The organism is Spiroplasma endosymbiont of Polydrusus formosus (assembly GCF_964263245.1).
Classification (GTDB): Bacteria; Bacillota_I; Bacilli_A; order Mycoplasmatales; family Mycoplasmataceae; genus Spiroplasma.
In genome coordinates, this window is record NZ_OZ181656.1 from 950,075 (window position 1) to 966,412 (window position 16,338).

13 protein-coding genes are annotated in these 16,338 nt (G+C 23.3%); 12 read left to right on the forward strand and 1 reads right to left on the reverse strand.

Features of this window, described 5'->3' with window-relative positions; all coding sequences use genetic code 4:
* Positions 1-642: 642 nt before the first annotated feature.
* The 4 genes from ACE38S_RS04975 (at position 643) to rplA (ending at position 4,996) form a co-directional block, all read left to right on the forward strand.
* Positions 643-957, forward strand: coding sequence for a hypothetical protein (locus ACE38S_RS04975; RefSeq protein ID WP_374696652.1), 315 nt, complete (start codon positions 643-645; stop codon positions 955-957).
* Positions 958-1,195: 238 nt separating this feature from the next.
* A complete protein-coding gene (locus ACE38S_RS04980) occupies positions 1,196-1,603 on the forward strand; it encodes a hypothetical protein (protein WP_374696653.1) in 408 nt (135 codons plus the stop codon).
* Between the two features lie 2,269 nt (positions 1,604-3,872).
* On the forward strand, positions 3,873-4,307 hold the full coding sequence (gene rplK / locus ACE38S_RS04985) for a 50S ribosomal protein L11 (protein WP_374696654.1): 435 nt from the start codon (positions 3,873-3,875) through the stop codon (positions 4,305-4,307).
* A 2-nt stretch (positions 4,308-4,309) separates the two neighbouring features.
* Complete coding sequence (gene rplA / locus ACE38S_RS04990) at positions 4,310-4,996, forward strand: 50S ribosomal protein L1 (RefSeq protein WP_374696655.1); 687 nt, start codon at positions 4,310-4,312, stop codon at positions 4,994-4,996.
* Between the two features lie 1,010 nt (positions 4,997-6,006).
* Here the strand turns inward: rplA and ACE38S_RS04995 are convergent.
* Positions 6,007-6,153 (reverse strand): hypothetical protein, encoded by a 147-nt coding sequence (locus ACE38S_RS04995; RefSeq protein ID WP_374696656.1) that lies wholly within the window; start codon positions 6,151-6,153, stop codon positions 6,007-6,009.
* Between the two features lie 1,963 nt (positions 6,154-8,116).
* Between ACE38S_RS04995 and ACE38S_RS05000 the strand changes: the two genes are divergently transcribed.
* The 8 genes from ACE38S_RS05000 (at position 8,117) to ACE38S_RS05035 (ending at position 15,713) form a co-directional block, all read left to right on the forward strand.
* Entirely contained in the window at positions 8,117-9,067 is a 951-nt protein-coding gene (locus ACE38S_RS05000; RefSeq protein ID WP_374696657.1) for an IS30 family transposase, read from the forward strand.
* A gap of 566 nt (positions 9,068-9,633) precedes the next feature.
* On the forward strand, positions 9,634-9,795 hold the full coding sequence (locus tag ACE38S_RS05005) for a hypothetical protein (RefSeq protein WP_374696658.1): 162 nt from the start codon (positions 9,634-9,636) through the stop codon (positions 9,793-9,795).
* Between the two features lie 461 nt (positions 9,796-10,256).
* Positions 10,257-10,508, forward strand: a complete 252-nt coding sequence (locus tag ACE38S_RS05010) for a hypothetical protein (protein ID WP_374696659.1) — start codon at positions 10,257-10,259, stop codon at positions 10,506-10,508.
* 513 nt (positions 10,509-11,021) lie between these two features.
* Positions 11,022-11,147, forward strand: a complete 126-nt coding sequence (locus tag ACE38S_RS05015) for a ParA family protein (protein WP_374696660.1) — start codon at positions 11,022-11,024, stop codon at positions 11,145-11,147.
* A gap of 234 nt (positions 11,148-11,381) precedes the next feature.
* Positions 11,382-11,531 (forward strand): AAA family ATPase, encoded by a 150-nt coding sequence (locus tag ACE38S_RS05020; protein ID WP_374697147.1) that lies wholly within the window; start codon positions 11,382-11,384, stop codon positions 11,529-11,531.
* Between the two features lie 932 nt (positions 11,532-12,463).
* Positions 12,464-12,706, forward strand: coding sequence for a transposase (locus ACE38S_RS05025; RefSeq protein WP_374696661.1), 243 nt, complete (start codon positions 12,464-12,466; stop codon positions 12,704-12,706).
* Between the two features lie 13 nt (positions 12,707-12,719).
* Positions 12,720-12,938, forward strand: coding sequence for a hypothetical protein (locus tag ACE38S_RS05030; protein ID WP_374696662.1), 219 nt, complete (start codon positions 12,720-12,722; stop codon positions 12,936-12,938).
* Positions 12,939-13,307: 369 nt separating this feature from the next.
* Positions 13,308-15,713, forward strand: a complete 2,406-nt coding sequence (locus tag ACE38S_RS05035; protein WP_374696663.1) for a hypothetical protein — start codon at positions 13,308-13,310, stop codon at positions 15,711-15,713.
* The last annotated feature ends 625 nt before the right edge of the window (positions 15,714-16,338 follow it).

The window sequence follows — 16,338 nt, forward strand, 5'->3', positions numbered from 1 at the left end:
GATTCAAGATACCGGTTCAAAAATGATTCATTTAGGGAAAAATACCTCTTCTAAGATTATTTATAAATAAACGACTTTTAATGGGGGAACAGCCAATTATCGTGTCTTATTTTATATTGGTCATAAAGCACAGTGTTTAAAAGATTGTGTTGAATGTGATACCTTAATTTTAGATGGAAAATAATACTTTGATACAATTTCCTAAAACAAGGTTTATAATAATTAATCACAAATTGAATACGAAGCAACAGTAAGTAAATTTTCCGAATAACAACTGTTTTATTAACGAAACCGTGATTTATCTGAGAAATAATCTTTAGAAATGATTATTATGGGATTTTTAGAACCTTTACGGGAGAATTACCAACGGGAATATACCGTTGAATTAAATCAATTAATTATAAAATGAATATGGAAAAGACAGTGCGGGAAACAGTGTTGGCTAATGGCGATTCTTTATAAAAGCAACAAATTCAACAAGAAAAGTTAATATTCTGAAATAAGTTTTTATCAGTCTTATTTATGTCAATAAAAAGAAACAAAAATTTTTAATGATAAAAAAAGCATTAAGCAGTTCAAAATAGCAAAAATATTGCTATTTATTATTCAGAGTTAAAGGTGAAGTTGATATCGTTCTTATTATTGAACAATTATATTGAACAATTATTAGCGGCAAAGGTTGATGTCTTATTACCCAGAGTAGTTGAAAATAATTTACAATTTCATCATATTTATAATTTAACAACTGATTTAGAACTTAATTCGCAGTTTGGGATTTATGAACCATTAACATCGTTGCTAATAATTAATGTTAAACAAATAGAACTTGTTGTTTTTGTTATAATTGTTGCTTTTGGACCACCTCCATTTTCGATTGGGTATAAGGAAAGGGTGTTATGGGTGTTATGATCGATTTTTAACAAAATATCAGCACACTGTCTTGGAATTAACATTTAATTATGTGAATAGTTAATTTCTGAGTCATCGCCAATTAAAGAACATGATGTTAAAATAGAAAATATTATTATCAGTGATTAAAAATTAAGGGTAAGGGTAAGGGTAAGGGTAAGGGTAAGGGCTGAATTTATCATTATTACGTGTTGTTAACAAATGTTGATTTACATCATTAAATATTTATTTAATAACATTATTATTACCAGTTATTTTATATTTTATTAGTACGCGTGTTACCAATATGTTTAATAGTAATGCTAGTTATTTAGCTTTTCATGGTTCAATTTTATTAGCAGGGGTTTCAAATGGTATTCTTGATTTAGCGATTGATTTTTATGGTTTTCGAAAAACTACTTTTTCCCGCCAGTTACATTTACTAAAAGTTTTAATTTATCATTTAGTGTTGGTTTTGGTACTAATTAATTTAATTACTAGTTTAGTTGGCTCATTACGGTTATTAAAAATTGCTTTTCTTAGTTATAAGGAAGCAATTCGTGTTGAATGAATTAATTGATATGGCTTATTTTGAGCAATTATTTTATGATTATTCTTAGCATTTTTATTTGATATTTTAATTGCTTTTTGTTCGAACTATTTAAAAGTTATCTTAGTAATGGCAATTTTGCTTTTTATAATTTTTTGTTTTTAAACAAGGCTATTTTCCTGACCAGGGTTGTTCGGAATGATAAAATTTAAAATTTTATTAGTTATTTTTATCATTAAATTATGTATCACCAATAATGGGAAGTACTTGCTTTTGAAATGTTGTCAAATGAATTTTATATTCCAATTTATGTCCTAATTTAACATATTTTACTTATTTACATAATGTTTGACTGCCTTCTGTAATTAGTTTGTGATTAAGTATTGCTTTTGTTACTTTAATTTTTATTATTAAGTTATTATAAATATAAATAAAATATGGTGTGATAGTTTTAAACAATTTAATAAATAATTATTTATAGTTAGGAAATAAAGTGCAAATCTTGAGCTGTCCCATCAACTATTGTCCCATCAACTATGATATTAACGAAAACCACACAAGACAATGAAAAGAATTTTTGAGGAAGGCAATTGGTAGAATGAAGTTAAGTCAGTATACTTTTCTAAATTTAATTAGTCTTATTATATATATAATATATAACTATATATAACTTCCGGATGTGAGTCGTGTAATTGTTTTGTAAATAAATAATTTAGTGATTGTTATGTAAAAAGCATGTTGGGGGATGCTTTTATTTTACTGTAACTAGAATTAAATTGTCCATTGTTAATTTGCTAAAAAAATGAAAAAGATATTATTACTATTCCTAAATTATACATTTATTGTTTCACCAACCCTAACAACGATTGCTTGTCATAATGTTGATTAATCATTTTAATATTATAACCCATATTTAATTTATCAAATTAAACCAGAGGAAACAGAACAAATTACAATTGGATATAATAATTAATTATTTATCATTTGCAGAAAATACGTTCCAACAAAAAGGTTAATTAGATCTTAATTTAATTTAATAAAGAAACGCACATTTATATTTATTTTAAAAATATTATAAATATTGATGAAATAATGCCGAAATTACAGTTTGATGATAATGTTTATATGCGGGATTTAACGAATCTTTATGAGCAAATATCATTTGCAAAAAGTGATGATAATAATTGTATTTATAATTCCTTTTAATCCAAAATACTCCTGTTGGTGGTTACACAATTATGGTCAAAGATAAATGACAAGATCTTAAAAATAGTAATAATATGAAGAAATTAAATGACAGGTTTCAAAAATAATTTTAACAATGAAAAACAATTCGTGATTCGCATACGGTCACGGTTTAATAGGTGGATGGTAAATAATTTGTTTGATGAAATTATAACTATTGGAATGGTTTGTTGTAGACGGAAATTCATAAGGCAATATATATAATTTTAAGTATCACTGAAAATAAAATTCAAGTGGGAATAAATATTTACATTAAACTTTGTTAGTAAATGTTCAATTAAAATGTAAAAAACTAAGAATCACGGTATGTTTTAAATAGATCTAAATTATTAAATTATCAAGAAGATTGAATAAATTATAATTTTAATAAAATAAAATACCAATTATCCCACTGAGGTTTTTATTTTAAAATCATCAGTAAAAGTAAAGTCCAATATATTTCACCACAACTAATTATTGCAATTAATAATACTTTTGTGTGACTGATGTTTTGATATATTTAACATCACGAAATTGAAATTTTTTTAATACTACAGGTTATAAAAATTACAAAATAATTTTGTAATTTTCTTATATAATTAATTATAATTATAAGAAGGGGATGGAATTATTAAAACATTAACATGACAAAAAATTTTAATGTTTGTTGACGCAGTTTTAATTATTATTATTGGTATTTTGTTTTATGCCGGTGTTATAACAAAAACTTCAATTTATGGATAAGACACAAATTGACCGGTTCTTTTGCTTTTAAGGAATTTTGTATATTTTAATTCCACTATATCAATCAAATCAGGCTTTTGATCAATATTGTGAGTAATTGCCACTACTGGCTTAGCATTAATTTTCTTAGTTGGATTTTTTGTGAAAACAGATTATCAATCACACTGAACTTATTTATGGGCCATACCTAATCTTTTTATTATGGTCGGAGCATTGGGGTGGATTTTTATTAACGAATAAAAATTTAATGCTATTATAAAAATAATATTGAATTTAATTCAATATTATTTTTATGTTTTTCAGCAACTATAGCGTAATATTTTAAAATAAAGTTGTTTTTTTTTTTGTTTATTGTTACAATTGACTAGGCATTTATTCTGATTTTTAGAATATGCTTAAATGTGATAGTAATGGTAACATTACGTTTGGACCACAGCGAGAATTTGAATAAAAGGAGGAATTGCTCGTGGCAAGAATTATAAGAATTGCAAAATTAGAATTTAACGCAGGACAAGCAAAACCAGGGCCAGAGCTAGCTTCATTAGGAATTAACATGCCGCAGTTTTGTACACAATTTAACAATGCAACAAAAGACCGCATGGGTGATGTTGTTCCTTTTATTGTTACTGTTTTTGATGACAAAACATTTAAATTTGAATTAAAAACAACCCCCGCAGCAATTTTATTAAAAAAAGCAGCTAAAATCCAAAGGGGATCAGCAAAAGCAAAGGGTGAAAAAGTAGCAACAATTTCAGCAGATGATGTTCGCAAAATTGCGGAATATAAAATTGTTGATTTGAATGCAAATGATGTTGAAGCGGCAATGCATATTATTGAAGGAACTGCTCGCAATATGGGAATTGTTGTTGAAGGTATGCCAAGTAAGAAAAAGAAAAACTAATGATGGCAAAATTTGGAAAAAAATATAACAAAGTTGCTGAGTTAGTTGATAAAAATAAGGTATACTCAATTGTAGAAGCAATTGAACTAGCAAAACAAACTGCAACAACAAAATTTGATTCAACAGTTGAAGTAACTTTTAATTTAAATGTTGATCCTCGTCATGCTGACCAACAAATTCGGGGGGCAGTTGTGTTACCAAAAGGAACCGGAAAAACACAACGAATCTTAGTTTTAACAAAAAGTAAAGAAGCTGATGCAAAAGCAGCTGGCGCTGACTTTGTTGGGGGTAAAGATTTAATTGAAAAAATTAAAAAAGAAAATTGATTTGATTTCGATGTTGTTATTGCAACACCAGATATTATGGCTGAACTAGGAAAAATTGGGAAGTTATTAGGACCAAAGGGGCTAATGCCAAACCCTAAAACAGGAACAGTTGCGCCAGATGTTATCAAAGCAATTGGTGATGTTAAAAAAGGGAAAGTTGAATATCGTGTTGACAAGAATGGAAACATTCATTCAATTATTGGAAAAGCATCATTCAAAACAGAAGCTTTAAAAGCTAATTACGATGTAATTTATGAAACAATTCGTAAGGTCAAACCCGCTGTTATTAAAGGAACATATATTAAAAATATTTCTGTAACAACAACAATGGGGCCAGGAATTAAAGTTTTAATTGAATTATAATTAGTAAAAAGGCTAACAAATGTTAGTCTTTTTACTTTTTCGATTATTTTTAATTTTATAAATTGTAAAATACCAACAATAGCACTTTTACTTCCTTTTTGATAATATTTTTGTAAAACAATTGCTTGCTTATTTCAAACTTGACAAAGTATAAAATCATTTTCTTTTTGTGTTGAATAAGATATTATTACTACTAATTTAAATATGACATATTATTTACTATTTTGTGTTTTTTTAATTTCAATATCCTTAATTGTTTTACCAATTCCAATAAATTTATTCATTATTATATTCCTCTAATTCCATTTCTTAAATTAAATTATCAACATATTCATATGCACTTTATTATGAGTGACGTTCCTCTAATGCAATATTAAATAAAACCATATTATGTATAAACAGAATCATTTTCATCTTTTTTCATGTATTGTTAATAATTTATCACCCCATAATCTGTTTATTCATATTCTAAATAGTTAATTATTAAACATTTAACCTCATCAATTTCATATCATTTTAAATTTAAGTTAAAATTTGTTGGCAATGAAATATTACCACACGTTGTTCTTAATTACCAAATTTAAGATATAAATTTAATTATCAACTAATATCATAATAACTATCAATTTGTGCATAAATAATATCTTTATTACTAATTTTTAATGCTTTATTGTTAATTAATTTTTCATTTAAGTAATCAATAATACAATATGACATTTTCTTATTCCTCCTAATTATTTTTATTGTTTAATGCTCAATGTTCATCAGTAATATATTCTTGTGATACTTGATAACTTTTAAGTATTAATTAATTTAATTTATTTTCTATATTGCATTTAAAACAATAACCTCAGTATTTTTGTTTAAGACAAATTTTTTCATAATTACCTCCATTAAATTTGATTAATTTTTTTCTCAATTTGTAATATTTTTCAACCATATAATGGTAAATCTAAAATATCATTAATTTTGTAATGTCGCATATAAGAAACAATAAAACATTATTTATTTTAAAATAAATTTAAATACATTTTTGCTCATTCTACACATTGTAAATCATAATGATTTTTATGATGATAAATACGACAAACAACAGCTTTACAAATAACCAAATTAAATGATGTTGTTATTTTATTTCAATTTTTATTAATATACAAACTTTTACATTATGTCATTATATTTCCTCCTATTTTTAATTAGCTGGCATTCACTCCCAAATTAAAGTACCAAAACGATAATTAGTTATATAAGTATTTATCTATTTACTTTACTACGCCATCAGCTTCTCTGGAGGTGAGTGATTACGGTATATTATTCAATAGTCGAAAGTTGTTTTTTATTGATTACGCCAGAAAATTCTCTATCTTCATCCGCGCTATTTCAGACCATTATATCTTTAAGTTTTTAAAATAAATTAACTTGCACCTTGAAGAGCCTAATGCTAGCTTTGTGATTTTTAAAACCGCTACCACTTTTAAAAGTAATATCTATCGCAAATTTATTTATAAAGTGTCCATCTCAATATTTATTGTCGTTTGATGTTGACCTTGCACTTAGCACGACTATCGCTTAGTTCTAATAAACTAGCATCGATTTACATATTTCCTCATATACTATTTCAGTACTTGCCTCGGCTGGCTGTGGTAATGAGTTTAAACTCATGCTATGATAAAATCACTTAATTATTTAAAATAACCGTTCCACACTGCATTAAGTTGTTTTTTAAAATCAAAATTTTAAAAAACCAGTTTCTCAATCAAAGGTAATTTTTGAATTTTCTAGTTTCTGATAAAATAACTTTTGTTTTTTATCTTTTGTACGATTTAATAAATATTTATGTTTTTCACAAATTCATAAAACTTTATTTGATAAAAATTATTCGGTAATGAATGATATTGATTTATAGCAATTATCAACACCACATACTGTTTTGTTGCTTATTAATTTTCATTACCCATCCCTTTCTTTGATATTGAGTTTTTTTATTTATTATCCAAATTAATTAATTTAAATAAAGAAAGGACAACACCTTAAAATTGGAAAAAAGGTACATTTTTAAAAGATTTCTAAGATATTTAATAAATGTGTGATACAACTTTAATTTAACGAAAAAATTGTGATAAAAAGTTTCTATTTTAATAATTTAAGATTCTGTCCTTTCTTTTAATTAATTAATAATTATGGTTTTACAAATAAAAAACAACTCTTGTTAAATAAAAATGGTTGTTTTTTGGGGGGTTCATCGTACATGATGCATAATAAAAAATAATAAGTTATTAGTTGAAATTAGTAATGTTAGACAAACATTTTTAACTTATAATATTTGTGTGATAATACTACTACGAAAAAAGTTGTTATAGATAACAAAAATAATGTATATGTTTTAGGATATGGCGATTATATATACATGATAAAATCAGGTGAAATAACCGGCCACTAAAATTGAAAATATTTATCTTGATGATAATAAGGCTGGTGTTGTTATTGACGGTAAAAATAATGCATATATTTTAATTAATGATGCCCTTTATATTTTAAATATAAAGACAGTACTATAAATAAAATTATCGAAACAAAATACTATTTAAATAATTATCTTTATATTGATAATAACGATAATGTTTATTTTAAATTAAAAAATGAAGTGTTTGTATTAAAATCATAAAAAATGAATGCTTTTGAAATTATAAAAGTAAAAAACATTACATATGTAATAATTAGAAATAATAATTTTTATTTTATAACAAACAAACAAAAGACTTATATTATAAAAAAGATGATGCTGTGCCAATAGAAATAAATAGTAATAATAAAAGGGCGGGCCAATTATTTGTTGATAATAATGAAAATATTTATGTTTATGCCGACATTGTCAACCAGAGAAATTTTTATTTATTAATTTTAAAAAAAAAATACTAATATACTAATAAAAATTTCTGGTGTTTCGGTGCTATAAGCTATATTTTTGAGGATAATAATAACATATATATTGGTTCAGGAAACGGTTTATATGCTAAATTATACTTGTACGTGCAAGTAAATAAAATTGCAAAAAATTTCATATAAAAATTTCATGATGCTAAGTTTATTTTAGAAAAATTAAAGCAAGGAGTTTTTTATATGGGATATAAACATCTTGGCATAGATGAAAGAATTTATATTGAGAATCAATTGAAATTTAAATTAAAAATTAGTGAAATAGCTAAAAATCTTAATCGAAGTATTAGTACTATTATTCGAGAAGTTAATAGAAATAAAGATAATAATCATTATTTTTCATTAATTGCACAAAATAAAGCAGAAAATAGAAAACAATCACATGTTTATTTTCATAAGTTTAAAAATAGAGAATTAGTAAAATATGTACAACAAAAATTATTATTAGGTTGATCGCCTGAACAAATTTATGGAAGAATTAAAAATTTTCATAAAGAATGAATTATTAGTTTTAAAACAATTTACAATTGAATTTATTCTGGATTACTTGAAAAGGTTACTAATAAAAATTTAAGAAAAAAAGGTAAGAAACGAAAATCTCAAGAAAATCGCGGTAAATTTAATGGTAAATCAATTAAAGAACGAAATGTTAATGTTAATAATCGCATAACCGTTGGCCATTGAGAGGGTGATACTATAGTATCATCGCGAGGTAAAAGTAAATCATGTTTAATAACTTTAGTTGAAAGAACATCAAGATTTACTTTAGCAATGTTAGTTGAAAATAGAACTACTAAAGTTATTAACGAAAACATTAGCCATTATTTATCAATTCTTCCAAATAATCTTGTTAAAACTATAACATTTGATAGAGGTAAAGAATTTGCTAATTGACAACAACTTGAAAAAAATTTAAATGTGAAAATTTATTTTGCTAATGCATATTCACCCTGACAAAGAGGTACTAATGAAAATACTAATGGGTTAATTAGAGAAAAATTTCCTAAAAAATTTAATTTTTCAAATACCACGAAAAATGCAGTTCATAAATTTATATTGTCTTTAAACCATAGACCAAGAAAAATACTAAATTATCTTTCACCAATCGAATATTTGGTTAGAAAAATAATTTAGTTGCACTTAACTTTACAATTAGGCATATACATTAAAATCTGTCGAAACAATTATAACAAAAATTAAAATTAAAAATGGCAACCAAATTAGTGTGTATGTTTTAAATAATAATAATATTTATTTTTAAATGTATTATTCTGTTGTTTTTGTTATAAAATCTGGTGAAACTAAACTAACAAAAATTGAAGGAATTAATTGAAATTATGGGAGTATGCTGAAATTTATAGGGATGAAAAATATGATATAATTCATTTTAAAATTGATCGTTCATTATATAAATTAAATGAAGGATAAAATAAAGTATCTAAAATTATTGAGGGAGAAAGCCCGATCTTTTTATAAGTGATAAGAATAATACTTATTATAGAAATCGTAATAATGATATTTATGTTTTAAAAAAAGATAAATTAACCCCCGAAAAATCAACGAAATAAATGATGTTGTATTTTCAATAGAGATAGATAATAACAATAATATTATATTTTAGAACAATTAATCGTTTATATGCCTTAAAATCTAGTGAAACAACTGTCATAAAAATTAACAACAACGATCATAAAACAATTTTGAATAATATAAATTATTTAAATCGTGAAAATAATTATTTTTTAAATTTGAATAAAATGAAAATAATTGATAAAACACCAACTTCGGCAACAATTGTAGCAACAAAAGGAAAATATCGTTGTCAAGTTACTGTTAATTATAAAATTAAAAATAAAGATTAAAATAATAATATTGATTTAAATAACTTATTACAAAAATTGGTTTATTTTGATTTTATAAACAAAAACTTTTACTCTATTGATAAAATTAAAGGAATAAAATATATTAATATTAGCGATTTAAATTTTAGCAATGTTAAAGTAACAAGAAATAAAAATTTAAATTGAGGTGATGATTTCAAAAATGTTTATTTTACTATAAAAGAACGTAAAAACAATTATTCAATTATAAAATCAGTAAGCATACCCAAATATGAATATAATCAAAAATCAAAATTTATGTTTCAAATTATAAAAAGAATAAGTAAAAATGGAAAAAATAACCCACAAGCCGGTTAAATTTTAAATATGAATGATAAAAATAAATTAGTAAACTTTGTAAATATTAATTATCGATATGAAGCAAAAAACATACTTTATCAAATTATTTTGATTTTTCAAATTTAAATAAACAAGAGCAATAAATGATTTTATATCCATTTAATGGGCCAGAAGAAGAAATAGAGCTTGCCACCAATGAAAAATCAACAATTGTTTATTCAGTAAGAGAAAGTAAATATGAATCTACAATAAATTTAAAACAAAAAATTACAGAAACAATTACTGCTAAAATTATTATCGATTATAATGAAAAACAAATAATTACATTATCAATTAAAAAAGCGGTGCAAATATTACAAAAATATAAGTTTATTATCAGATGAAATTCTTCTTAACGAAGATAATAATATAACTTTTAATGGAAAAGCAATTTTTTCATTAATAAGAAATAATAAAACAAAAATTAATTATAAATACAGAAATAATATAAATTATTAAAAGATTATTAAATATTTTAGCAACAATTACTTTAATTGGAACAAGCATAAGAAATTTAGTTGCTTGTTATTATTATGATGCATTAGAAAATTAATAACTTAAACACACAATTTATAATTATTGTAAAATTTATATTATTTTTAATTTTATAATTTTTTATAAAATTTGATATAATGTTAAAAACATTAAAAATTTAAGGAAAAATTATTCCAAAAACTTTTAATAATTTTAAAAAAAGAAAACAAAGAAAAAATTTTGCTTCTTACTGTTTTTGTATCAAAAAAGGTTATTAAAAAAATTTGAAACAAAAGATAATACGAAATTATAAAAAAATTTAATTTAATGATAGTAATACTTGAAAAAAGATATGAAAAAATTGATATAGAAAGTGATAATGAATAGTTATGAAAATGATTAGTTTTTGTAATAAAAAGGGTGGGATTGGTAAAACCACCATAACCAAAAATATTGCTTATAAATTAGCTTACGATAATAAAAAAATTTTACTTATTGATTTAAAACCCAATCTAATTTAACAATGGAATTTATCGATGATTAACAATAAATAAAAAACAATCAAAAATATAATCGCAACAAAAAATACAATATAAAATATATCAATTAAAAAAATTATAATTAATTATAAATATAAAAATATTGACCTAATAGCAACTAAAAAATTAACCAAAAGTTCATACATTTTAGGTACCATGTATGAAAAAGATGAAATATATAAAATTTCTGATATGTTGTATTAAAATAATAAAGATATATTTGATAGTTATGATTATGTTTTAATTGATTATCCACCAACAATAAATGAATTAAATTTAAGTTTTTTAGTTATAAGTGATTTAATTGTTGTTCCAATTAATAATGGCTTTAATATATTTAAGGGGGTTCTTAGATTTAAAAAATAATCTTGAAATTATTTGTCGTCATCAATAAAAAAGAGAAATACCATATTTAAAAAATTTAATAAATAATGTAAAAAATAATTTTTATTTATAAGAAATAAAAAAACTTATTTTTGATTTTAAATTAGAAACAAAAATGTTAAATACAAAATTTTAAATAATCAGAAATATTTAAAGCAGTTGAAAATAAATTATGTTCAATTTGGGAAAACCCACATTATTGAATACAAAAAAAGCATACGAAGAACTCATTAAAGAAATTATATAACACATGTAATTTTAAAATTTTTTTACAAAAAATATAAATTTTTAAATAAAAGGTATATAATTATTTTGTAATTAAATAAAAAAATGAAAACACAGTGAAGTCAAAATTACTTGTGTTTCCATATAAAATTATATCAAAAACCCAACTTAAAAATAATTAATTATGATTATATTTATTTGGTTTTTAAATTGTAATTAACTATGGGAATATCAGCGATGTGATATAGACTGCACCCAAAAAATTAAGTAAAATAAAAAAAGATTTTGCTAAATTTTTATATGGAGGCATTTATATGACAATAAAATAACAAAAATATAACAAATATACATCATAATTTATAACAAAAATAATTAATGAAATTAAACAAAAAAGTTGTTGAATAGCAGCAAAAAAATATAATCTAAATACAAATATAATAAAATATTGATGAGCAAATCATAAAAAAGGGAAATTAAACAACCATAAATGATCTAAAATATCTTTTACCAAAATAGATTTTTAATATTATAAAACAAGATATGAGTTACTAAAAAAGCTCCATGACTTTTACAATTAAACAAACTAATAATCGTCTCTTTTATTAAACAAAATTGTCGTTAATATTCAATAAAATTATTGCTAGAAATAACAGGTTTAAAACTTAGTTATTAAGGTAAATATAAAAATTATGACAGTAGCAAAAAAAAATAAAAAAAATAAAAAAAATAAAAAAGCAATAAATGATATTGTAAAAGTCTATGAAGAAAATTTAAAACAATTTGGATACCGAATAATTACTAAATATTTAAATGAAGATTATGATATAAAATATAATTTAAAAAAATTTTTAAGGATTATGTGTAATAATCAAATACAACCTGAATATGTAAGAAAAATGAGAAGAAAAATGGAGTATAAACATAATAAATAAATAAAAAATTTTATTGCAATATCCTGATTTAATTAATTGTAAATTCAATGATATAAAAACAAGGTTTTTAGTACTATATACTGATGTAGCATATTTAATTTGAAAAAGAGAAAAATATTATCAATCAACAATTATTGATGAATATACTAAAGAAATAGTTTATGTAAAGTGATCTAAATATAATGACAATAAATTAGTAATGGATAATTTAAATGATGCAATTAAAAAATAAAATTAATAAAAAAAAGATCTGAATGGCATAATAATTCACCTCAGATCACGGATATCAATATAAATTCGCTATTTATCACGATAAATGTTTATCTAACGGTATTATTATTTCAATAGGGGGAAATTACCACTATGAAGATAATATTGTTATAGAAAGTTTTCATTAATTACTTAAAAAAGCTACAATAAATAATAAAATATATAATTCACACGAATAATATATAAAAGATGTTATAAAATGAAATACATGGTATTCAAACCGTAAAGAAAAAGATATACTAAAAAATAGTAAATACTTTTTATTAGTACTTACTAAAATTGGTGAACTCTTTTATTGTCTTTTTTTATTTACATAAAGGAAATGAAAAAAATGAAAAAATTACTTAGTTTATTAACTATATCAATGTTAGCAACGAGCGCTCCCGCTCCGTTGCTTGCCGATATAACACTAGTTAGTACAAAACATGATATTGTAAAAGTAATGACTAACTCAAACAATGACTATCTACCACTCGCTAATTTTTATAAAAATATAGGCAAAAATGCAAAATCTGTTGCAGTTGATAATTTGGGTAATATTTATTTTGGAACAAAAAACGGAGCTTTTTCTTTAAAGCAAAGTGAAACAAAGCCAACTAAAATAAATGGTATTAATGGTAATGTCGTTTCTGTTGCAGTTGATAACAATAATAATGTTTATTTTGGGGCAGGCAAAACTGTTTATAAATTAACCGTTAATTCAGACACCCCAATTAAAATAAATGGTATAAATGAATATATTTCATCAATAGTAATTAATTATATAAATAATGTTATTTATATTGCTTCAAATTTTAATATTTATTATTTAAATAGTAGTGATACAAAAGCAAATCTTTTAAATGTTAACTTTATTGAACAAATTAATAGTATTTCTGTAAATAAAAGCAATGATTTAATTATTGGAGGAAAAAAATATGCCTATATTTTAAAACATGGGACAACTTCTCCAATTAAAATTGAAGTAAAAGGAAATATTAGAAATATAACTTTTAGTGTTAAAGATGATATTTATTTTAGTATAAACAACGATTTATTTGTTATGAAAAAAGGTTCATCAACACGAAAACAAATAAAAGGTATTAATAATTATATTTTATCTGCCACATTAAGTTCAAATGGTGATTTATATTTTGGAACAGAAAATGGTGTTTATACATTGCAAACTTCTTTGTCATGAACAAAAGAACAAAGTCATTTTATTTTGGTTGATAATAGTAAAACACAAACTTGAACACGAAATAACCTACTTACTGTTGATGGAGAATTAAATATTGATATTAATAACAACAACATTGATAAAGTTTTATTTGATAATATCTTACAACCACAAACAGCCAAAAAATGAACTATCAATGTTAAACCTGAAACTAGCAAAAAAGACCATAATTTACAAGTATTTTTTACTTTAGCTGGTAAACAATACACTAGTAAAATCATTGTCTCTATGCAGGCCAAAATTGATCCGCCAACACCAAGCAAACAAGAAAATTTAAGTGATGTGATTAAATTTGGTAGCAATAATAACTTAGGAAATATTTTAGATAATAACAATGAAAATATCATCTCAGCAATTACACAAAAAAATTATCGCATTATTGATTTTTCTCAAATTACAATTGAAAAAAAAGATATACATTCAGCAACTTTAACTGCCAAAAAAAATAGCAAAAGTTATCAAGGTTCCATTGTTGTTAAATACAATGTAGTTCCTGCAAACGTGGTTGATTTAAAAATTGATTTAAAACCAACATCACCAGCAACACAAGTTGATATTGATTACGTTGGACAAATTGATACAAGTAATATCACAAACCAAGCTAATACATTCTACTATGCAAATAGTGAAAGTAAAATAACAATGAAAAAACCAAATGCAGGTAGTGTCATAACTGGAGTGATTTATGGTTGTGATGAACAATGAAATAAAATATCACAACTATACACGATTGACCAAACAAATGGAATTGTGCTAGATGATTCACAGTTAACAACAAGCAATGGTAAATATGTTGTTGAATTATCTGACAACTTAGGTCACACTAACAATGTTTATTTACAAATTGCATCAAAACAAGAAATAACAAAATATTTTGATACAGATAATGGCAAACAATTTGAAATGTGAGCCAAAGCAAATGGACACGATGGCATTCGGGGGTATAGCGCTATACAGCTAAACAAATTATTTGAAGAAAGCAAATCATGAATTAAACAAGCGAGCGATAGTCAATTTGCTAACGCAATTGTCGAGTGGTTTAAAGCAAATGGTAAACTTACTTTCAAAGAACCATTGATAAAAACACAAGTTATTGAACAATTAAAAACCCAAATTCCAAGTAGTATCATCATTGATGGGCTAAATACTAGCAATTATGATGTAAACAAGGTGAGATTTGAACTAAACCAAAATGAGTTTAAACTAAATAACAAAGTCAAAATTATTGTTAAATACAACGATATTAAATCATATGTTTTCACCCTACAAATTGAAAACAGCAACTCATCAAATAATGACAAAAAATTATTAACGGGATGAGCAATTGTTGGAGTTTTTGTTGGTTCTTTATCAGGACTACTATTTCTCGGGTGATTATTGAAAAAATTTGTAATTATATCATTTATTTGCGAACAAATCCGCAAGAAAAAAGCGAAAACGTTTGCAGAAAAAACCGCAAAAGACATCGCCCAAATAAAAAAAGATGAAGCCGAAGAAGAAGCCAAACGAAAAGGATAAAAATAGATATGAACTGAACAATATTATAAAAACATAGTAATAAAACGAGTATACTTACTGTTTTTAGTGGCGTTTTAATTTTGAATATAAAACTATTCATAATGTGTGTTCAATTATTTAACTTTTTTATCTTTAATAATCCTTATAAATAAAGGTTATTTTATTTTGTTATAAAATAATCATCTGTAACGAAAAATGAAAGGTCTTCTTATAAAGAAGATATATATATATATATATCAAATAATTTTTATTGTTATATTAAAAATAATAACTTAAACACACAATTTATAATTATTGTAAAATTTATATTATTTTTAATTTTATAAATTTTAAAAAATTAAATATTTTTTCTTTTATTTATATAACATATAATTTAATTATTATAAATTTTATATTATTTTAAATTTTACAATTATTGTAACCTATTCATTCCTTTTCTTTTAAATTAAACAAATCGTAAATCATATTTTTGGTAATAATTTATGCTGAAAAAATTTCATTTAACTTATTCGTTATTTTTATATTTATTAATTTAACTATTTTTGTTATTATTTAAAATCTCTCTTTTATATTCTTTAATACCCTTAGTGAGATCTAATTCATCATTTATAAGTCAACAATAAGT